This window comes from Paracoccus sp. PAR01 (genome assembly GCF_014851995.1).
GTDB lineage: Bacteria > Pseudomonadota > Alphaproteobacteria > Rhodobacterales > Rhodobacteraceae > Paracoccus > Paracoccus litorisediminis.
Map to the genome: position 1 here is coordinate 216,919 of NZ_JACVAW010000001.1, position 20,225 is coordinate 237,143.

At 65.0% G+C, this 20,225-nt stretch carries 13 protein-coding genes, 4 tRNA genes, 1 pseudogene and 1 riboswitch; of the genes and pseudogenes, 12 read left to right on the top strand and 6 right to left on the bottom strand.

Going from position 1 to position 20,225, the window contains the following annotated elements:
- Positions 1-58 precede the first annotated feature (58 nt).
- Together argS and IB235_RS01150 are read right to left on the bottom strand one after the other, a co-directional pair.
- Positions 59-1,804, bottom strand: a complete 1,746-nt coding sequence (argS, locus tag IB235_RS01145; protein WP_192334904.1) for an arginine--tRNA ligase — start codon at positions 1,802-1,804, stop codon at positions 59-61.
- 63 nt (positions 1,805-1,867) lie between these two features.
- The gene (locus tag IB235_RS01150) at positions 1,868-3,817 is read right to left on the bottom strand and encodes a sodium:proton antiporter (protein WP_192334907.1); all 1,950 of its coding nucleotides are present in this window, start codon (positions 3,815-3,817) and stop codon (positions 1,868-1,870) included.
- A 277-nt stretch (positions 3,818-4,094) separates the two neighbouring features.
- Here IB235_RS01150 and IB235_RS01155 point away from each other — a divergent pair.
- The 3 genes and pseudogenes from IB235_RS01155 to metK form a co-directional block, all read left to right on the top strand.
- A pseudogene (locus IB235_RS01155) lies at positions 4,095-5,660 on the top strand (DEAD/DEAH box helicase); the annotation flags it as partial.
- A 573-nt stretch (positions 5,661-6,233) separates the two neighbouring features.
- Positions 6,234-7,724, top strand: coding sequence for an apolipoprotein N-acyltransferase (gene lnt, locus IB235_RS01160; protein WP_225612010.1), 1,491 nt, complete (start codon positions 6,234-6,236; stop codon positions 7,722-7,724).
- A gap of 15 nt (positions 7,725-7,739) precedes the next feature.
- Positions 7,740-7,788, top strand: a riboswitch (SAM-SAH riboswitch).
- A gap of 5 nt (positions 7,789-7,793) precedes the next feature.
- Positions 7,794-8,960 (top strand): methionine adenosyltransferase, encoded by a 1,167-nt coding sequence (gene metK, locus IB235_RS01165; protein WP_155037776.1) that lies wholly within the window; start codon positions 7,794-7,796, stop codon positions 8,958-8,960.
- A gap of 173 nt (positions 8,961-9,133) precedes the next feature.
- Here metK and IB235_RS01170 read toward each other — a convergent pair whose 3' ends face one another.
- Positions 9,134-9,760 carry a J domain-containing protein gene (locus tag IB235_RS01170; protein WP_155037777.1) on the bottom strand — a complete coding sequence of 209 codons (627 nt, stop codon included), beginning with the start codon at positions 9,758-9,760 and terminating at the stop codon, positions 9,134-9,136.
- 69 nt (positions 9,761-9,829) lie between these two features.
- Between IB235_RS01170 and IB235_RS01175 the strand changes: the two genes are divergently transcribed.
- From IB235_RS01175 to IB235_RS01200, 6 genes are all read left to right on the top strand, one after another.
- Positions 9,830-10,081, top strand: a complete 252-nt coding sequence (locus IB235_RS01175) for a BolA family transcriptional regulator (protein WP_155037778.1) — start codon at positions 9,830-9,832, stop codon at positions 10,079-10,081.
- Between the two features lie 81 nt (positions 10,082-10,162).
- Positions 10,163-11,128 (top strand): class II fructose-bisphosphatase, encoded by a 966-nt coding sequence (gene glpX / locus IB235_RS01180; RefSeq protein WP_155037779.1) that lies wholly within the window; start codon positions 10,163-10,165, stop codon positions 11,126-11,128.
- Positions 11,129-11,178: 50 nt separating this feature from the next.
- Positions 11,179-12,924: a single-stranded-DNA-specific exonuclease RecJ gene (gene recJ, locus IB235_RS01185; RefSeq protein WP_192334916.1), complete on the top strand. Its 1,746-nt coding sequence runs from the start codon at positions 11,179-11,181 to the stop codon at positions 12,922-12,924.
- Positions 12,925-13,046: 122 nt separating this feature from the next.
- Positions 13,047-13,121, top strand: a tRNA-Glu gene (locus IB235_RS01190).
- Between the two features lie 213 nt (positions 13,122-13,334).
- Positions 13,335-13,409 (top strand) — tRNA-Glu (locus tag IB235_RS01195).
- Positions 13,410-13,469: 60 nt separating this feature from the next.
- A tRNA-Glu gene (locus IB235_RS01200) sits at positions 13,470-13,544 on the top strand.
- A 55-nt stretch (positions 13,545-13,599) separates the two neighbouring features.
- On the opposite strand, the gene IB235_RS01205 is transcribed toward IB235_RS01200, so the two are convergent.
- Positions 13,600-14,814, bottom strand: a complete 1,215-nt coding sequence (locus IB235_RS01205) for a multidrug effflux MFS transporter (protein ID WP_192334919.1) — start codon at positions 14,812-14,814, stop codon at positions 13,600-13,602.
- Between the two features lie 103 nt (positions 14,815-14,917).
- Between IB235_RS01205 and IB235_RS01210 the strand changes: the two genes are divergently transcribed.
- A complete protein-coding gene (locus IB235_RS01210) occupies positions 14,918-15,340 on the top strand; it encodes a DUF1489 family protein (protein WP_192334923.1) in 423 nt (140 codons plus the stop codon).
- 79 nt (positions 15,341-15,419) lie between these two features.
- Here IB235_RS01210 and IB235_RS01215 read toward each other — a convergent pair.
- Positions 15,420-15,493 (bottom strand) — tRNA-Gly (locus IB235_RS01215).
- On the bottom strand, positions 15,484-15,720 hold the full coding sequence (locus tag IB235_RS01220; protein ID WP_192334925.1) for a hypothetical protein: 237 nt from the start codon (positions 15,718-15,720) through the stop codon (positions 15,484-15,486). Before IB235_RS01220 ends, IB235_RS01215 begins: the two co-directional genes overlap by 10 nt.
- A gap of 57 nt (positions 15,721-15,777) precedes the next feature.
- Here IB235_RS01220 and IB235_RS01225 point away from each other — a divergent pair, with 57 nt between their 5' ends.
- On the top strand, positions 15,778-17,016 hold the full coding sequence (locus IB235_RS01225) for an efflux RND transporter periplasmic adaptor subunit (protein ID WP_192334928.1): 1,239 nt from the start codon (positions 15,778-15,780) through the stop codon (positions 17,014-17,016).
- Between the two features lie 32 nt (positions 17,017-17,048).
- Entirely contained in the window at positions 17,049-20,174 is a 3,126-nt protein-coding gene (locus IB235_RS01230) for an efflux RND transporter permease subunit (protein WP_192334931.1), read from the top strand.
- Positions 20,175-20,225: the final 51 nt, after the last annotated feature.

Below are 20,225 nucleotides of genomic sequence, written 5' to 3' on the forward strand. Positions count from 1 at the left end.
CCTGCCGGTTTGCCCGGTGTCTGTCGTTGCACTGCTCGACACCGGCAGGACGCTGTTTTCAGCGCATCTCTTTGGCCGGGGTCACGCCCAAGATAGCAAGGCCCGCCGAAATGACAACGCCGACGGACCGCGCCAGCGCGATTTTCGCGGCAGTTGCGGCAGGATCGCCATCCTGCACGAAGCGCAAGGACAGCTCATCATTGCCGCGATTCCACAGCGAATGAAGTTCCGAGGCGATATCATACAGATAGAACGCAATCCTGTGCGGCTCATGAGCCCGGGCAGCGATTTCAACCGTGCGTGGCCATTCGGCAACTTTCCGGGCCATTTCCAGTTCGGCCGGATGGCTCAGCAGGGCCAGATCGGCGCCAGCAAGGGACGCGTCGTCGGTCGCAACGCCGCCTTCGGTTGCCTTGTTCAGCACCGAATTGATGCGGGCATTGGCGTATTGCACATACCAGACCGGGTTGTCCTTGGACTGCTCCAGCACCTTGTCAAAGTCGAAATCCAGCGCCGCGTCGTTCTTGCGGGTCAGCATGTGGAAACGGGTCACATCGGCGCCCGCCTGTTCGACGACGTCGCGCAGCGTGACAAAGGTCCCGGCGCGCTTCGACATCTTGAAGGGCTCGCCGTTCTTGAACAGCTTCACCAGCTGGATCAGCTTGACGTCCAGCGGCACGCGGCCATCCGACAGCGCGGCGACGGCAGCCGTCATGCGCTTGACATAGCCGCCATGGTCCGCGCCGAACACGTCGATCAACTGGTCGAAGCCACGGTCGATCTTGTCCCAGTGATAGGCGATGTCGGGCGCGAAATAGGTCCATGCCCCGTCCGATTTCATCACCGGGCGGTCCACGTCATCGCCATGCGCGGTCGAGCGGAACAGCGTCTGCTTGCGCGGTTCCCAATCCTCGGGGGTTTTGCCCTTCGGCGGCTCCAGCGTGCCCTCATAGATCAGTCCGGCTTCGCGCAGACGGTCGATGGCGGCTTCGATGCGGCCCGTGCCGTACAGCGCCTTTTCGCTGCTGAAGACATCCATATGGACGTTGAGCAGCGCCAGATCCTGACGGATCATGTCCATCATCCGCGCCGATGCGAAATCGCGCACCTCGACCAGCCAGTCGGATTCCGGCTTGTCCAGCAGGCTGTCGCCGTATTTTTCCTTGAGCGCCTCGCCGACCGGGATCAGGTAATCGCCGGGATAAAGCCCCTCGCGGATTTCGGGCTCCAGCCCGTTCGCCTCGCGGTAGCGTTCATAGGCCGAGCGCGCCAGCACATCGACCTGCGCGCCGCCGTCGTTGATGTAATATTCGCGGGTGACGTCATAGCCGGCGAAATCCAGCAGCGAGGCCAGCGCATCGCCAAAGACGGCGCCGCGGGTATGGCCGACATGCATCGGGCCGGTCGGGTTGGCGCTGACAAACTCGACGTTGATCTTGGTGCCCTTGCCCAGTTCCGAACGCCCGAAATCGGCGCCTTCGCCCAGCGCGGCGCGCAGCACGCCCTGCCATTCGGACGGCGCAAGGCGCAGGTTCAGAAAGCCCGGACCAGCGACATCAGCCGCGGTGATGCGGGGATCGGCGGCCAGCCGGGCGGCCAGCGCCTCGGCGATCTCGCGCGGCTTCTTTCCGGCGGGCTTGGCCAGCACCATGGCGGCATTGGTCGCCATGTCACCATGGGCGGCGTCTCGCGGCGGCTCGACCGTCACGGCAGCGGTTTCGAGACCCGCGGGCAGCTCGCCCGCCAGTTCCATCTGGGCCAGCGCGTCGATCACGAGCGCGCGGATATCCGAAAAGAGGTTCATCGCATCCATCCGTAAATTCGCTGCGGGATACCGCCTGCGCTTGGGGGCCGTCAACCGCACCAATCATCGCGGCTGCTCGGCGGGTGGGCGCGGGTTGCCCATATTGGCAAAGATTGTGCGCGTATCTTCGGGTGTGCGCCCCAGACAGACCATACCGGCAGGCAGGCCGGTGGGTGTGCCTGCATCGGCTTCGCTTTCGTCCCTACGCTCGACCTCGGGCGCGTCGGGCGGGGCCAGCGCAATGATCCGGCTGCCCGCGCGCGCCACGATCCGCGCCTCGTCCGAAACAAAAGCCACCTTGCCGCGATCGACCACGGCCAGCGGAATGGACCCCGCCCGGCTCTCGCGCCAATGCGCCAGCGTGTATTCCGCCGTCAGCCGCGTGGTGCGGAACCGCCAGCCCGCCTCCAGCAGCGCCAGATATTGCGAGAGTGTCCGACCGCCGCTGATCCCCTGCCCCCCAAGCTGAATGGGCAGGGCATAGCGGGCAACCTCGTCCTTTTCGCGCGTCACCTGCCAGATCGCGTCGCGGCCCAGTTCGGGGGTCAGGTCGGTCGCCACCAGCGTGTTATAGGCATCATTGTCCGAAGCCGAGAGCAGCGCGTTATAGGCGACAAGGCCGACACTTGTTTCTGCGGCCTCGGACAGGATGTCGCCATAATAGTATTTCAGCCCGGCGTGGCGCGCCGACAGCAGGCGGCTGCGGTTCGGGTCGACGATCACCACATCTACCCCGGCCTTTTCCAATGCCTGCGCCAAACCGGTCGAGAATTCGGAGCCGCCGACAATGATCAGCCCCGGCCTGTCGCCCGAGGCCAGCCCCAGCCATCGCGCCATCGGCCCCAGCGTGAAGCCATGCAGCACCACCGTCGCCACCACCAGCACAAAGGCCAGCGGCACCAGCAGCGCCCCATCCGCGATCCCTTCGGCGACCAGCCTTTCGGCAAATATCCCCGAGATCGCGACCAGCACCACCCCGCGCGGGCCGGTGAATGCGATCAGCGCCTTTTCCCGCCAAGGCAGCCCGGTCCCGATCAAAGCCACATAGACCGTCAGGGGGCGCACGATCAGGATCACCGACAGCACGAATGCCACGGCGCGCCAGTCCAGCAGTTGCAGGGTCTCGAACCGGAAGCCCGCGCCCAGCAGGATGAACACGCCCGATACCAGCAGGATCGTGGCGCTTTCCTTGAAGCGGTGGATTTCGGTGTAGCTGGGCAGGTTGGCATTGGCGATCAGCAGGCCCATGACCGTCACCGTCAGCAGGCCGCTTTCATCCAGAACGGCATTGGCCCCGGTAAAGGCACCCAGCACGGTGACGAACAGCAGCGGCACCTTCATGTATTCGGGGACCAGATTGCGGCGGAACGCCGTGACGATCCCCGCCCCGGCGGCAAGACCCAAGGCCAACGCAAAACCCACGCCCGAGATCAGCTTCCACAAGGCTTCCGCCCCGCCCAGGTTCTGATGGCCGACCAGCACCACCAGCAGCGCCAGCACTGCGGCCAGCCCGCCAAGCGCGTCGTTGACGATGGCCTCCCATTGCAGGGCCTGTGCGGGGCGGGGTTGCAGCCGCGCCTGACGCAGCAGCGGTGCGATGACGGTGGGACCGGTCACGATCATGATGCCGCCAAAGACGATCGCCGCCTCCCATTGCAGGCCGGCGATCCGGTTCAGCGCCAGGGCCGACAGCGCCCAGCCCAGCGGCGCGCCGATATAGACCAGATGCCGGACGGCGGCCTTGGCATCGTGCAATTCGCGGAAGTTCAGCGTCAGCCCACCCTCGAACAGGATGATCGCCACGGCAAGCGAGATCATCGGCTCCAGCAGCGGACCGATATCGCGTGAGGGCACGAAAAACCCGGTGACCGGGCCCAGTAGCAGGCCCGTAGCCAGCATCAGCACAATCGCCGGGATGCGGAAACGCCATGCCAGCCATTGCGCCCCGATCCCGGCAATTCCGACGATTGCAAAAGCCTCCATCGGGCTCAGCCCGGCAATCTCGGCAGCCATCCAAATCCTCGCGACAGGCAGACCTGCGGTCCGAACCACCGCCCAAGATGTTCTGTCCCGTCGTGGCAGTCACGGAAAATCTGCGATCAGATTGACGCGCCGCCCGATTTCGGTTAGGTCCACAGCCGTCTGCATCCGGCAGACAAGGCGAGGGGCGTGCGGAGATTGCGTCCCGAACCGTCGTTTTCGGACCTTCGAATAGAAGCAGGGCCCGTTCACGGCGATGGACGCAGGACCAGCGCAGTAAACATTCTGCGCGTTTACACGAAAGCCCCGAATGACCAAGTTTACCGATCTGAAGCTGGACCCCAAGGTTCTGAAAGCCGTCATCGAGGCGGGCTACGAAACCCCCACGCCGATTCAGGCCGGGGCGATTCCGCCCGCGCTTGAAGGTCGCGACGTGCTGGGCATCGCCCAGACCGGCACCGGCAAGACCGCCAGCTTCACCCTGCCGATGATCACGCTTCTGGGCCGTGGCCGGGCGCGGGCGCGGATGCCGCGCAGCCTCGTGCTGTGCCCGACGCGTGAACTGGCTGCACAGGTCGCCGAGAACTTCGACGTCTATGCCAAGCATACCCGCCTGACCAAGGCGCTGCTGATCGGCGGCGTCAGCTTCAACGAACAGGACAAGCTGATCGACCGTGGCGTCGACGTGCTGATCGCGACTCCGGGTCGCCTTCTGGACCATTTCGAACGCGGCAAGCTGCTGCTGACTGGTGTGCAGATCATGGTCGTCGACGAAGCCGACCGGATGCTGGACATGGGCTTCATCCCCGATATCGAGCGCATCTTCCAGCTGACGCCCTTTACCCGCCAGACGCTGTTCTTCAGCGCCACCATGGCCCCGGAAATTGAGCGTATCACCGACACCTTCCTGCATTCGCCCGAGCGGATCGAGGTCGCGCGTCAGGCCACCACCAGCGAAACCATCACCCAGAAGCTGGTCGAGATCACGCCCACCCGTCGCGACCAATCGGCCAAGCAGAAGCGTGAACTGCTGCGCGCCATGATCCGCGCCGAGGGTGAGGAACTGAAGAACGCCATCATCTTCTGCAACCGCAAGACGGATGTGGATATCGTCGCCAAGTCGCTGAAAGCGCATGGTTTTGACGCCGCTCCGATCCATGGCGATCTGGACCAGCGCCACCGCATGGCGACGCTGGACGATTTCCGCGAGGGCAAGCTGCGCTTCCTCGTGGCCTCGGACGTTGCCGCGCGCGGACTGGATATTCCCGCCGTCAGCCACGTCTTCAACTTTGACCTGCCCTCGCATGCCGAAGATTACGTCCACCGCATCGGCCGCACCGGCCGGGCCGGACGCCTTGGCACGGCCATCTCGATCTCGACGCCCATGGACGAAAAATACCTCACCGCTATTGAGTCGCTGGTCAAACAGACCCTGCCCCGCGCTGAAATCCCCGAAGGGTTCACGCTGTCCTCGGCCGCGCAGAATGCGCCGCGTGCACCGCGTGAAACCGGTAGCCGTCGTGGCGAACGCACCCGTGACCGTCGCGGCCGCCGCGACGATAGCGAGCAGCGTCCGCAGCAGCCGGTCGAAGTCAAAGCCGCCGTCGAGCCCCGCCCCGCCCGTGAGGAACGTCGCGAGGAGCGCCGGGAAGAACGTCGTGAGGAGCGCCGCGAAGATCGTCGGGATGACCGCCAGGAGCGCCGCGAGCGTAGCCATGACCGCGGTCACGAGCGTCGGGACGACCGCCGCCCTGACCGCAACGCCGTCATGGGTATGGGCGACCACGTTCCCGAATTCATGACCCGCAGCTTCCGTCCGGCATTGTTCGACCAATTCGACGAGCCTCAGGCCGCACCGGCCAAGCCCGCAGCCGAGGCTCCGGTCGTTGTCGAAGTTGCACCGGTCGCGCAAACCGCGCCGGTCGCCACTCCGGTTTCTGCCGAACCGGCAGGCAAGCCCAAGCGCAGCCGCTCGCGTAAATCCGCGCCCAAAGACAGCGCACCCGCGCCGGTCGAAACCGTGGTCTTGCCCGAAGCCGCCGTCGAAGCGCCTGTTGCCGCTGGGATCGCACCGGCAGTAGAGACCATCGAGGCCGAAGCGCCCGCGAAAAAGCCTGCGCGCAGCCGCAAGCCGCGCGCAACCAAGGCCAAGGCCGAAACCACTGCTGCAGAACAGATCGAGGCCGCTCCCGTGGCGACCGATGCTCCGGCAGCCGAAGGCGAGGTAGTCAAGCCCAAGCGCAAACCGGCGGCCCGCAAGGCCACCGCCAAGGCCGAGCCCAAGGCCCCGGCCGCGCGCAAACCCCGGACCCGCAAGCCCAAGGCTGCGGCGACCGAGGCCGCGCAGCCCGTCGCGGACAACACCACCGCCGAGGCCTGATTTCGGCCCATGCCCGCCGTGGCAGAACACCAACTCCATGACCGGAGCGGCCGCCCGCCGCTTCGGTCTTTGGCATTCGATCTGGCGCTTGGCGCAATAGCGGCGCTTGGACAGGCACCATGGAACCTGTGGTTCCTGACCGTCGCGGCACTGGCTGTCCTGTGCCATCGCATCGCCCGCGCCCGCAGCCCTCGCGCAGCCGCATGGCACGCGCTGATTGCCGGTCTCGGCCAATTCGCCGTCGCCATGTCATGGATCGTCGAGCCCTTCCTTATCGAGCCGGATCGCTATGGCTGGATGGCTCCCTTTGCCCTGATCTTCATGGCCGCAGGCGGAGCGATCTTCTGGGCGGTTCCGGGCTGGCTTTCAGCCCGCCTCGCCCCCGGTTTTGCACGACAGGCAGCAGCCTTTGCCGCGCTGATGGTGCTGTCTGACTGGCTGCGTGGCTGGATCTTCACCGGCCTGCCCTGGGCACTGAGCGGTCATATCTGGATCGAAACGCCCGCCGGTCAGATCGCAGCCACCTTCGGCGCGCTAGGGCTGTCGGCGCTGACCATGCTGGCAGCCTGCCTGCCCGTCCTGTTCTGGCGCTCCAGCCCGCCCCTGCGCGCCGCCCTGCCGGGTGCCGTGCTGTCGCTGCTGGTCATCGCCACCGCTTGGACCGCAGGCCTTGCCCGCCTGTCGCAGCCTCTGCCGCCCGATACCGACCATCACCTGCGCCTGATCCAGCCCAATGCCACACAGGCGCTGAAATGGGATCCTTATTGGTCCGAGATCTTCTTTCGCCGCCTGATGGAGCTGTCCGCAGCCCGCGACACCGACCGCCCCGCGCCGGATGCGGTGATCTGGCCGGAAACCGCGGTGAACTTCCTGCTGGAGCAATCGGGAACTGCGCCGCAGGACATCTCGACCTATGTCGGCAACCCGGTCATCCTGGGCATCCAACGCGTCGAGGGTGAGCGTTACTTCAACAGCTTGACCGAGTTTTCCGCCCAAGGCATCGGCCCGGTCTATGACAAGTTCCACCTTGTGCCCTTTGGTGAATACACCCCTTGGGGGGACCAGCTGTCGCGTTTTGGCATCCGCGCCTTTGCCGCGCAGCACGGTTTCGGCTACTCGCCCGGACATGGCCCGGCGGTGATGCGCTATGGCGCGCTGCCCCCGGTCCAGCCGCTGATCTGCTACGAGGCCGTGTTCTCGCGGCATCTGGTCTCTGGTCCTGACCGGCCGGGCTGGTTGCTGCAGGTTACGAATGACGGTTGGTTCGGCAATCTATCCGGCCCGTGGCAACATCTGGCACAGGCACGGCTGCGGTCGATCGAAAGCGGGCTGCCCCTGATGCGTGCGGCCAATACCGGCATCTCGGCGGTGATCGACGCCCGGGGCGGTCTGCGGGCAGCACTGGGGCTGAACCTGAGCGGACGGATCGACGCGGCCCTGCCCGCCGCCCTGCCGCCGACGCCATGGTCGCACTGGGGCGACTGGCCTGCGGTAATTGCAGCCCTCGCATGCGTGATCTGCGCGGCACTGCATCGCAGGTTGACTGCCCGCAAGGGCTGAACTATCGGTCCTTTCTGACCGTCACAACGGCTTCCTGGCGTGACGGCGTATTTCCAACGGAGCACTTCAATGGCCAGACAGAATTACGTGTTCACCTCGGAATCAGTCTCCGAGGGGCACCCCGACAAATTGTGCGACCAGATTTCGGACGCGGTGCTGGACGCCCTGCTGGCCGAGGACCCCGCCGCCCGTGTGGCCTGCGAAACCTTCGCCACCACCGGAACTGTCGTTATCGGCGGCGAGATCGGCCTGACCGACCAGAAGAAGCTGGGCGAATACATGGGCCGCATCGGCCAGATCGCCCGCGACACCATCCGCGACATTGGCTACGAGCAGGAAAAGTTCCACTGGAACACCTGCCACGTCCACAATTACCTGCATGAGCAATCCGCCCATATCAGCCAGGGCGTCGATCGCGACGGCGCTGGCGACCAGGGGATCATGTTCGGCTTTGCCGTCGATGAAACCCCCGAGCTGATGCCCGCCCCGATCCAGTATTCCCACGCGATCCTGCGCCGTCTGGCCGAGGCCCGCAAATCCGGCGCCGAGCCGATGCTGGGCCCCGACGCGAAATCCCAGATCAGCCTGCGTTACGAAAACGGCATCCCGGTCGAGGTCACCAGCCTTGTGCTGTCGCACCAGCACAAGGATGTCGAGCAGACCTCGGACGATATCCGCGCCATCGTCGAGCCCTATATCCGCGAAGTGCTGCCCGCCGAATGGCTGACCGAGAACACCGAATGGTGGGTCAACCCGACCGGCACCTTCGTCATCGGCGGCCCCGATGGCGATGCCGGCCTGACCGGGCGCAAGATCATCGTCGACACCTATGGCGGCGCGGCCCCCCATGGCGGCGGCGCGTTCTCGGGCAAGGACCCGACCAAGGTTGACCGTTCGGCCGCCTATGCCGCGCGCTATCTGGCCAAGAATGTGGTTGCTGCAGGTCTGGCCCGTAAGTGCGTGATCCAGCTGAGCTATGCAATCGGCGTGGCGAAACCGCTGTCGATCTATGCCGACACTTTCGGCACCAGCGAGGTCCCCGAGGCCGAGATCGAACGCGCCATCTCGCGCGCCATGGACCTGACGCCGCGCGGCATCCGCGAGCATCTGGACCTGTGCCGCCCGATCTACCGCCGCACCGCCGCCTACGGCCATTTCGGCCGTCAGCCCGAGGCGGATGGCGGTTTCTCGTGGGAGCGCACCGATCTGGCAGACGCGCTCAAGCGCGAGCTGTAAATTCGGCTCCGGGCGCTTTACGCCCGTTCGGCTTCGGAAAAGGTCCCCCGGACCTTTTCCACCCAAGCCCAGTCCCAAAAAAGAAGGCCCGAGCTTCGCGCTCCGGGCCTTCTTTCTTGCTTAAATATCCTGGGGGAGCGCGGAACGCGCGGGGGCAAAGCCCCCTGACCACCTCAGTCCTTGAAGCTGCGGCTATCCTTGATCTGGTCCCAGGCCCAGACGACCTCCTGCAGGCGATCCTCGTCCGAACGGTCGCCGCCGTTCATGTCGGGATGCAGATCCTTGACCAGGGATTTGTATTGCTTGCGGATTTCCGCGCGGGTCCAGCTGTCCTTTGCCTCAAGGATATCCAGCGCGCGGCGCTCGGTCGGCGGCAGCTTGCGGGTGGCCTTGGTGCGCAGCTCGGGGTTGGTGCCGTTGGCGCCCAGAATCTCCAGCGGATCGTCGATGCCGTGGCGGGCCCATTTCTGTTCCTGCGCCGCCCGACCGAAAGGCTTGGTGGGACGTTCCCAGACCGTCGCATTGTCCAGAAACTCCTGGAACTCGGCCTCGGACTGGCCCTGGAAATAGTTCCAGTTGGCATTGTATTCGCGCACGTGGTCCTTGCAGAACCAGAAGTAATCGTCGAGGTTCCGCGGATTCTTGGGCGCGCGATATTGGCCCGGCTCATTGCAGCCGTCCTTGTCGCATCTGCGGGTCGAGGTCTCGAATGCGCCCGACATGCCGCGACGTCCCTTGGACCGTTTTTTCTTGTCCGAGGCCGCCGAAATGTCGAAGCCGAACGGGTCGCTGTTGCTCATATACCTGCCTTGTCCTGATCGGGACACGCAGTTTAGATTATTTCGCGCGACATGAAAGGGGCATAACGGATGATTGCGGATGAGATGCAGGAACGGCTGCGTGAGCTTCAACCCTCCCGGCTAGAGATTATTGATGAAAGCGAAGGCCATCGCGGCCATGGCGGCTGGCGCGAGGGTGGCGAGACGCATTTCCGCATCGTCATCGCCAGCCCGCAATTCGCGGGGCTTGGCCGTGTCGCTCAGCATCGGCTGGTGCATCGCACATTGGGCGACATTGTGCCGCGAATCCACGCACTCGCGCTGGAACTGGCGGAAAGCTGAGCCGTTAGCGCACCCAGCCTTGCAGCCGTTACAATCCGGCGCGTAGAAGCCTTCCCAAACGTAATCACAAGGATTTTCACGATGACCCCGCCCAAGGATTTCAATGACCGTATGCTGTCTCTGGGTCTGGCCCGCGTCAGCGAGGCTGCCGCCCATGCTTCGGCCCGTCTGATCGGTCGCGGGGACGAGAAGGCCGCCGACCAGGCCGCCGTGAACGCCATGCGCGAACAGCTGAACATGCTGGACATCAAGGGCGTCGTCGTCATCGGCGAGGGCGAGCGCGACGAAGCTCCGATGCTGTATATCGGCGAGGAAGTCGGCACCGGCGAAGGCCCGGAAGTGGACATCGCCCTTGACCCGCTGGAAGGCACCACGCTGACCGCCAAGGACATGCCGAACGCGCTGACCGTGATCGCCATGGCACCGCGCGGCACGCTTCTGCACGCCCCCGACGTCTACATGGAAAAGCTGGCCATCGGTCCGGGCTATGCCAAGGACGTGGTCAGCCTTGAAATGTCGCCCGCCGAGCGTGTCCGCGCGCTGGCCAAGGCCCGTGGCGTGCAAGACACCGACATCACCGTTTGCATTCTGGAACGTCCCCGCCACGAAGACCTGATCGCCGAAGTCCGCTCGACCGGCGCTGCGATCCGCCTGATCACCGATGGCGACGTCGCTGGCGTCATCCACTGCGCCGAAGCCGAGCTGACCGGCATCGACATGTATATGGGCTCGGGCGGCGCCCCTGAGGGCGTTTTGGCGGCATCCGCGCTGAAATGCATGGGCGGGCAGATGTGGGGCAAACTGCTGTTCCGCAACGACGACGAAAAGGGCCGCGCCTACAAGGCCGGGATCACCGATCTGGACCGCATCTATTCGCGCGACGAACTGGTCACCGCCGACGTGATCTTTGCCGCGACCGGCGTCACCAACGGCTCGATCGTGGCTGGCGTCAAGCGCGAGCCGGGCTTCCTGCAGACCGAAACCATCCTCATGCGCTCGAAAACCGGTTCGGTCCGCCGCATGATCTATCGCAACCCGATCAAGTAATCGCGGGACTGCACTCTTGAACGCCGGGCGGTCATGGGGGACAAGATCCCATGACCGCCTTTCTTTCCGTCGAATCCTCGCTGACCGGCCGCTTCTGGCGTGGTCCCGATGCCACCCTTGACCGCGCCGCCGAGGCGCTGGCCCAGGACAGCCGCCTGCCCTTGCCGGTGACGCGCATTCTGGCCTCACGCGGCGTCGCCCCGCATGAGGCGCAGGCCTATCTTGATCCCAAGCTGCGCGACCTGCTGCCCGATCCGCTGACGCTGCGCGACATGGGCAAAGCCGCCGAGCGCATCGTCGCGGCCACTTTGGGTCGTCAGCGCATCGCCATCTTTGCCGATTACGACGTGGACGGGGGATCGTCCGCCGCGCTGCTGATCGACTGGCTGCGTCAGCAGGGTCTGGACGCGACGCTATACATTCCCGACCGCATCGATGAGGGCTACGGCCCGAACGTCCCCGCGATTACCGGGCTGGCGCGCGACCATGACCTGATCATCTGCGTCGATTGCGGCACGCTGAGCCATGAGGCCCTTGCCGCCGCCGCTCCCCGTGACGTGATCGTGCTGGACCACCACCAGGGCGGCGAAACCCTGCCCCCCGTGCTGGCCGTGGTGAACCCCAACCGCGCCGATGAGGATGGCGCGCTGGGGCATCTGTGCGCGGCGGGCGTGGTCTTCCTGACGCTGGTGCAATGCAACCGCCTGCTGCGCGAGGGCGGCCATGCCCAGCCCGACCTGATCCGGCTGCTGGATCTGGTGGCGCTGGCGACGGTGGCCGATGTCGCGCCGCTGGTCGGGGTGAACCGCGCCTTTGTCCGGCAGGGCCTGACCGTAATGGCCCGGCGCGAGCGTCCGGGCCTGGTGGCGCTGTCGGATGTGGCGCGGCTCGATTCCGCGCCCAACGCCTTTCATCTGGGCTTCCTGCTGGGGCCGCGCATCAATGCCGGCGGCCGGGTCGGCAAGGCCGATCTTGGGGCGCTCTGCCTGTCCTGTACCGACACCGCTTTGGCGGGGCGGCTGGCCACGCAACTGGATGAACTGAACCGCGACCGCCGCGCCATCGAGGCCGCCGTACGCGAAGCCGCGCTGGCACAGGTCGAGGCACGCGGCAGCGATACCCTTGTCGCATGGGCCGCTGGCGAAGGCTGGCATCCCGGCGTCGTCGGCATCGTCGCCGCCCGCGTCAAAGAGGCGATGAACCTGCCCTCGGTCGTGATCGGGGTCGAACATGGGATCGGCAAGGGCTCGGCCCGCTCGGTCCCCGGTGTCGATCTGGGCCGCGCCATCCAGCGCCTAGCAGCCGAAGGGTTGTTGCTGAAGGGCGGCGGTCACGCCATGGCCGCGGGCCTGACCATCGAGGAAGCCAAGATCCCCGAGGCCATGGAGCGCCTGTCGCAGCTTTTGGCGCGCGAGATGGCGGAGCGTTCTGGCGCGGGCGAATTGCGGATCTCGGGCTTGATGGACCCGGCCGGTGCCACGATTGAGTTGATGCAGTTGCTGGACCGTGCCGGTCCCTTCGGTCAGGCCGCTCCCGCCCCGCGCTTTGCTTTTGCCGACCAGCTGATCGACAGTGCCGGGACCATGGGTGACGCCCATCTGCGGCTGCGTTTCCGCAGTCCCGGTAGCCAACCGCTTGAGGCTGTCGCATGGGGCGCGATGACCGGCCCGCTGGGTCCGGCCCTGCTGGAATCCAAGGGGCGGCGCTATCATCTGGCGGGCAAGCTGGAGCTGTCGCAATGGGGCGGGCGCGAGCGGGTGCGGCTGCGTCTGGATGACGCCGCCGAGGTGATCTGACACTTTCTGAACTGGCGCGGAAAAAACTTTACGGGGAAGTCGCTTTTCTGCTTGCGGCCCCCCTGAACCTGCCCTAAATACCGCCCCACACCGCAGGGCACTGTCCGGCGGGATAAGAAAGTGGCCCGTTCGTCTATCGGTTAGGACGTCAGGTTTTCAACCTGAAAAGAGGGGTTCGACTCCCCTACGGGCTGCCACTTCCTTTCAGTCTCTGACAGGACTTCACGCCGGGATCGACACGATCCGCGGCGTTTTTTCTTTTCCGCCGCCGGTTTTCCCGTTGGATTCCGGCCATGTCCGGAAAATCCGACTTACCCACAGAAAGCGTGAAAAGACCTCTTGCGGGTCGCCGGAAGCTAACCTAAACACCGCCCCACGCCGCAGGGCATAGCCCGGCGGAACAAGAAAGTGGCCCGTTCGTCTATCGGTTAGGACGTCAGGTTTTCAACCTGAAAAGAGGGGTTCGACTCCCCTACGGGCTGCCACTTCCTTGCCTTCTGCTGAAGGACTACCGCCGCAGGGCATAGCCCGGCAGAACAGAAAGTGGCCCGTTCGTCTATCGGTTAGGACGTCAGGTTTTCAACCTGAAAAGAGGGGTTCGACTCCCCTACGGGCTGCCACTTCTTCCCAAAAGTCAGATGTGAAAAAGGGCGCATGCAGCGCCCCTCTTTGTTTTCAGACTTCCTCGACCTTGCGCATCATCCACAAGGCTGCCGCCGAACATATCAGCGTCGCCATGATGATCGGCCGTGCCGTGCCGTCGTAAAGCAGCCCGATCGGCGCCGCGATCAGCACAGCCCCGATGGTCGAGACCGCCGCGATGACCGAGGCCGCCATTCCCGCGACATGCCCCATGCGCTGCAGCGCCATGGCGTTCAGGTTGCCAAAGGTCACCCCGGCCATAAAGAAGACGCTGACCGCCCAGACAAAGAAGGCCGGAAAGCGCAACGCCTCGGGCAGCAGGTCGCCGATGACCAGCACCGCCATGACCGAGGACACCACGACCTGCATCGCATAGGCATAGGTCACGATCCGCCGCATCCCCAACCGCAGCACGTAGCGCGCGTTCAGCACCGTCCCGATCCCCGACAGCAGCGCCATGGCCGCGAACCACAGCGGGAATTGCGCGCCCTTGTGATAGGTCTCCGAGAACAGCTGCTGCGCCGAACTGAGCAGCGCAAACATCTGCCCGAAGCCCAGCGTCATCACGATGGCCACCAGCTGCACCTGCCGGTTGCCCAGCACCTCGCGCGCCGAGGCGACCAGATTGGTCATATTCAGCGGACGGCGGCGAGCCGGGGGCAGGGTCTCATCCTGACGCAGGTTCAGCCACAGCGACCCAGCCAGCGCCAGCAGGACAAACGCCCCGAAGATCCCGTGCCAGCCGACGAAATGGATCACCACCGCCCCCAGCGACGGCGCAATCGCCGGAACAAGGATAAAAATCATCATGATGAAGCTGGTGATCCGCGCCATTTCGCGGCCCTGATACAGGTCGCGCACCAGCGCCTGCGACACGATCCGCGGCCCTGCGGCCCCCAGCCCCTGCACGAATCGCGCGATCAGCAGCATTTCCAGCGAATTGGCAAAGATCGCGGCGATTGCGGCCAGCGCATAGATCCCGAAACCCAGCGTGATGATCGGCTTGCGCCCAAAGGCATCCGACAGCGGCCCGGCAAGGAATACGCCCACGCCCATGCCGCCGACAAAGGCCGTCAGCACCAGTTGCGCCCGGTTCACGTTGTCCGGGCTCAATTCCTGCGCGATCTCGGGCAGTGCCGGCAGCATCGAATCGATCGAGAATGCGATCACGGCCAGTACCAGCGCCAGCATGGCGACAAATTCAAATTGGGATTGCCTGCGTTCAGGCATAGCGACCGGCTCAGGCATGGTCCCCTCGTTTTTATGAAAATCCCACGCGGCCTACGCCCCTTATCCACAGGGTGCAAGGCGGACGCGTTGCACATTCCCGCGCGCGGGATATATCTGAGGCATGAGCAAGACCCTCCACCTGATGAAGCTTTGCGTCGGCTGCGACAGTCCGGCGGAACTGGCCGAATGGCAGAAACACCGCTGGCAGGGCGGTCCCGCCCGCCACGTCACCCGCATGTGGCCCAAGCGCGAGGCCGAGATCCTCGACGGCGGCTCGATCTACTGGGTGTTCAAGGGCGTCATGCAGGCCCGCCAGCGCATCCTCGCGCTGGAAGAGGTCGAGGGCGAGGACGGCATCCGCCGCTGCGCACTGGTCCTCGACCCCGAACTGGTCCGCACGGCAGCCGCCCCCCGCCGCCCCTTTCAGGGCTGGCGCTACCTGAACGCCACGGACGCGCCGCCGGACCTGCCCGCGGGCCGCGACGCCGAACCCAGCCTGCCCCCGGACATTGCCCGCGCCCTGGCCGAAATGGGCCTGCGCTGACCCTGCGCGCGGCAACACGACATGCCGCGCTAAATCAGCCAGACAAGCTGCCGGCAATCAGATCAAAATTCAGGGAAATTGGAGCGGGTGAAGGGAATCGAACCCTCGTCATCAGCTTGGGAAGCTGCGGCTCTACCATTGAGCTACACCCGCATCTGCGCATCCGATAGCATCACCTGCGCGCCCGCTGCAACCCCAAATTCACAACCGAACCGAACCGCGCCACTCGGCCCGATCACCGGAATTTCTTCGTTTTTCAAATACCCATGCCAAGCCTGCGGCTGGTCGCTACGACTGGGCCCAGTGCGCAGGCAATCGGCAAAATTGTCGCGCATGACATTGGGTTGAACCGCGGCCTGTCTCGATTCGGGATTGATCATCCCGCTCAAACATTCGTTATTACTGAAAAGGTCAGCACCAGCACCCGGAGCACGAACATGTCAGCGCTCACGCGCCGGATCGCCATTTCCCTGTTTCTGCCGATCGCGGCAGGTTTCGTCCCGGCGGCGGCGATTGCCCAGCAACCGGGCGGTGATGCCCCACCGCCGACGGTGACGGTCGTGACCCTGCATGCGCAGGACGTGACCCTGACGACCACCCTGCCCGGTCGCGTCACCGCCTCGGCCGAAGCCGAGGTCCGCCCGCAAGTCAACGGCATCGTCGCGCAGCGCCTGTTCGAGGAAGGCCGCCGGGTGAAGGTCGGCGATCCGCTGTTCCTGATCGACAAGACCACCTATGAGGCTGTCGTGGCTCAGGCCGAGGCCGCCGTCGCCCAAGCCCTTGCGCAGGCGCAGAACGCCCGCTCCGAGGCGACCCGCGTCGGTGAGCTTCGCGACCGTCGCGTCGCCAGCGTCAGCACGACCGAGGCCGCGATCGCCGCCCGCGATGCCGCCGAGGCCGCGGTGAAAGTGGCCGAGGCACAATTGCAGACCGCACGGATCGAGCTTGAACGCACCACCATCCGGGCCGAGCTGGACGGCGAGATCGGCCTTGCCCAGACCAGTCAGGGCGCGCTGGTTACCGCCAGTCAGGCCACCCCTCTGGCAGTGATCCGCACCCTTGATCCCGTCCATGTCGACGTGACCCAATCCGCCGCCGAGGTCATTCGCTGGCGGCGCGAGGTGATGACCCAACCCGCCGACCAGCAGCCCTCACGCACGGTGATGCTGCGCCTTGCCGATGGCTCGGACTATGCCGAGACCGGCACGCTGACCGCCGCCGAACCCTATGTGAACGAGACGACCGGCGTGATGACCCTGCGCATGTCCTTCGCCAATCCCGACCATATCCTGCTGCCGGGCATGTATGTGCAGGCGATCATCCAGCAGGCCAAGGCCAAGGACGTGGTGCTGGCCCCGCAGGAAGGCGTCAGCCGCGACCGTCGCGGCCAGCCCATCGCGTTGGTGGCGAATGCCGAAGGGCTGGTCGAACAGCGCCAGCTGACCATCCTTCAGGATATGGGCAATAACTGGGTCGTCAGCGAAGGGCTCAAGGATGGCGACCGCCTGATCGTCGAGGGCGTGCAACGCATCGCGCCGGGCATGCCGGTCAATCCCGAAGAGCGCAAGCCCGCAGCACCTGCGGAAGGCGCGGCGACTGCGGCCCCTGCCGACGGTGCGGCAGAAAAGCAGGACGGCGCGGAAGAACCCGGCAACAAGGCGGCCTCTGACGGCTGATCCCGTCGAGGAACAGGAAACAGGAGCCTGACATGGCGCGCTTTTTCATCGACCGACCGGTTTTTGCCTGGGTCATCTCGATCCTGATCATGGGTCTTGGGGTGCTGTCGGTCTTTAACCTGCCGGTGGCACAATATCCCCAGATCGCACCGCCCACGGTCGAGATCCGGGCGACCTATCCCGGCGCCTCGGCCGAGACGGTGGCCAATACCGTGACGCAGGTCATCGAACAGCAGATGACCGGTCTGGACGGGCTGCGCTATTTCTCGTCCAGTTCGTCCTCGTCCGGCTCATCGACCACGACCCTGACCTTTGAAACCGGGACCGATGCCGATATCGCGCAGGTTCAGGTCCAGAACAAACTGGCGCAGGCCACCTCGCTTCTGCCCGAGGCCGTGCAGCGTCAGGGCGTCTCGGTCGAAAAGACCTCGTCCAGCTTCCTCATGGTCATCGGCCTGATCTCGGATGATGGCGCGCTGGAGCAGGTCGACCTGTCCGACTACATGATCTCGAACCTCGTCAACGATCTCAGCCGGGTCGAGGGCGTGGGTTCGGTGCAGGTCTTTGGCGCGCAATATTCGATGCGGATCTGGCTGGACCCGTCCAAGCTGGCCGCGTTCGAACTGACCCCCAGCGATGTCGTCACGGCGGTGGCCGCCGAGAACGCCCAGATCTCGGCCGGGTCATTTGGCACGCAGCCCGCACCGCCGGGCCAGATGCTGAACGCCACGATTACGGCGCAGTCGCTGCTGTCCTCGCCCGAGGATTTCGAGCAGATCGTGCTGCGCGCCGAGGCCGATGGCGGGCTGATCCTGCTCAAGGACGTGGCGCGGATCGAAATTGGCGCCGAGGATTATTCGACCAGCGCGAAATACAACGGCAAGCCCGCCGCCGGTATCGCGATCAGCCTTGCCTCGGGCGCAAACGCGCTGGACACGGCGGATCGGATCAAGGAGCGCATGGCGGAATTCGCCAAGTTCTTCCCCGAAGGCGTCAGCTACGTCATCCCCTATGACACCACGCCCTTCGTGCTGATCTCGATCGAGGAGGTGGTCAAAACGCTGGTCGAGGCCATCGTGCTGGTCTTCTTCGTCATGCTGCTGTTCCTGCAGAACTGGCGCGCCACGCTGATCCCGACTTTGGCGGTTCCGGTCGTCATCATGGGCACGTTCGGCATCCTTGCGGCGCTGGGGTTCACCATCAACACGCTGACCATGCTGGCGATGGTTCTGGCCATCGGCCTGCTGGTCGACGACGCCATCGTCGTCGTCGAAAACGTCGAACGGATCATGGAGGAAGAGGACCTTTCTCCGCGTGAGGCGACCCGTAAATCCATGGGCCAGATCACCGGCGCGCTGGTCGGCATCGCGCTGGTCCTGTCGGCGGTCTTCGTGCCGATGGCGTTTTTCGGCGGCTCGACCGGGATCATCTACAAGCAGTTCGCCATCACCATCGCCTCGGCCATGGGCCTGTCGGTGGTCGTGGCGCTGACACTGACGCCCGCGCTTTGCGCGACGCTGCTGAAAAACGAACACGGCCACAAGACGCGCGGCATCTTTGGCCTGTTCAACAGGGGTTTTGACGCCACCACCTCGGGCTATGGCCATTCGGTCAGCTGGATCATCCACCGCCCGCTGCGGATGATGCTGATCTATCTGGCGATTGGCGCGGCCATGGTCTTTCTGTTCCTGCGCACCCCCACCGGCTTCCTGCCCGACGAGGATCAGGGCATCATGTTCGTGCTGGTGCAGGGCCCGACCGGGGCCACCACCGAACGGACCGAGGCAGTGCTTGCCCAGATCCAGAACTACTTCACCACTGCCGAAGCCGAGAACGTGGATTCTATGTTCGGCGTCTCGGGCTTCAGCTTTGCCGGGGCCGGGCAGAACATGGGCATCGCATTCGTGCGGCTGAAGGACTGGAAGGAACGCACGCGACCCGACCAGAACGTGCAGGCGATCGCCGGGCGCGCCTTCCCGGCGCTCATGCAGATCCGCGATGCGATGGTCTTCCCGATCGTGCCGCCCTCGGTGATCGAGCTGGGCAACGTCTCGGGCTTCGACTTCTACATTCAGGCGCGCGGGGGTCAGTCACATGAACAATTGCTGGCGGCGCGAAACCAGATGCTGGGCATGGCGGGTCAGGACCCGCGCATTGCCTCGGCCCGCCCGAACGGGTTGGAGGACGCGGCGCAGTACAATCTGGACATCGACTGGCGCAAGGCCGGCGCGATGGGGGTTTCGGCCACCGATGTCGGTGGGCTGCTCTCGGTCGCGTGGGCGGGGCGCTATGTGAACGACTTCATTGATCGCGGCCGGATCAAGCGCGTCTATGTTCAGGGTGAACCCCTGTCACGTTCCGTGCCCACCGATATCGACAAATGGCGGGTCAGGAACAGCTCGGGCGGGCTGGTGCCCTTCTCGAACTTTGCCGAGGGGCGCTGGACCTATGGTCCGCAGGGCCTGACCCGTTACAACGGCGTGCCCGCGATGCAGATCCAGGGCGGTCCGGTTCCCGGCGTCTCCAGCGGCGAGGCGATGACCGCGCTGACCGAGATGGCGGCGAAGTTGCCCGTCGGCTTCGACATCGCATGGACCGGCCTGTCGCTTGAGGAGCAGGAATCGGGCAGCCAGACCACGCTGCTTTACAGCCTGTCGCTGGCGGTGGTGTTCCTGTGCCTTGCCGCGCTTTACGAAAGCTGGTCGATCCCCTTCGCGGTCATGCTGGCCATGCCCATCGGGGTCTTGGGCGCGCTGGCGGGGGCATGGCTGGGCGGCTTTGACAATGGCGTCTTCTTCCAGGTCGGCCTGCTGACAGTCATCGGCCTGACCGGGAAAAACGCCATCCTGATTGTCGAATTCGCCCGAGAACAGGCCGAACAATCCGGCAAACCGCTTTACGAGGCGGTGATCGAGGCCGCGCGCCAGCGTTTCCGCCCGATCATGATGACCTCGGTCGCCTTCTCGCTGGGGGTGCTGCCGCTGGTCCTGTCCAGCGGGGCTGGCGCGAACGGGCGCAACACGATCGGGGCCACGGTGCTGGGCGGGACAATTTCCGCCACGGTGCTGGGCATCCTGTTCGTGCCGCTGTTCTTTGTGCTGGTCCGCCGCCTGCTGGGCCGCAAGGAAGTGCTTGAGGGGCAGCACGCCAACTCCTGATTGCACAGGGCAAGCGGAAGCTTGCTCCGCAGGCGGTGCGGGCCTAGTCTT

Bases quoted from the DNA above. Each gene is read 5' to 3' on its own strand.
- argS (WP_192334904.1), bottom strand. From the start codon at position 1,804: ATGAACCTCTTTTCGGATATCCGCGCGCTCGTGATCGACGCGCTGGCC.
- IB235_RS01150 (WP_192334907.1), bottom strand. From the start codon at position 3,817: ATGGCTGCCGAGATTGCCGGGCTGAGCCCGATGGAGGCTTTTGCAATC.
- metK (WP_155037776.1), top strand. From the start codon at position 7,794: ATGGCCAGACAGAATTACGTGTTCACCTCGGAATCAGTCTCCGAGGGG.
- IB235_RS01170 (WP_155037777.1), bottom strand. From the start codon at position 9,760: ATGAGCAACAGCGACCCGTTCGGCTTCGACATTTCGGCGGCCTCGGAC.
- IB235_RS01175 (WP_155037778.1), top strand. From the start codon at position 9,830: ATGATTGCGGATGAGATGCAGGAACGGCTGCGTGAGCTTCAACCCTCC.
- glpX (WP_155037779.1), top strand. From the start codon at position 10,163: ATGACCCCGCCCAAGGATTTCAATGACCGTATGCTGTCTCTGGGTCTG.
- recJ (WP_192334916.1), top strand. From the start codon at position 11,179: ATGACCGCCTTTCTTTCCGTCGAATCCTCGCTGACCGGCCGCTTCTGG.
- IB235_RS01205 (WP_192334919.1), bottom strand. From the start codon at position 14,814: ATGCCTGAGCCGGTCGCTATGCCTGAACGCAGGCAATCCCAATTTGAA.
- IB235_RS01210 (WP_192334923.1), top strand. From the start codon at position 14,918: ATGAGCAAGACCCTCCACCTGATGAAGCTTTGCGTCGGCTGCGACAGT.
- IB235_RS01220 (WP_192334925.1), bottom strand. From the start codon at position 15,720: ATGATCAATCCCGAATCGAGACAGGCCGCGGTTCAACCCAATGTCATG.
- IB235_RS01225 (WP_192334928.1), top strand. From the start codon at position 15,778: ATGTCAGCGCTCACGCGCCGGATCGCCATTTCCCTGTTTCTGCCGATC.
- IB235_RS01230 (WP_192334931.1), top strand. From the start codon at position 17,049: ATGGCGCGCTTTTTCATCGACCGACCGGTTTTTGCCTGGGTCATCTCG.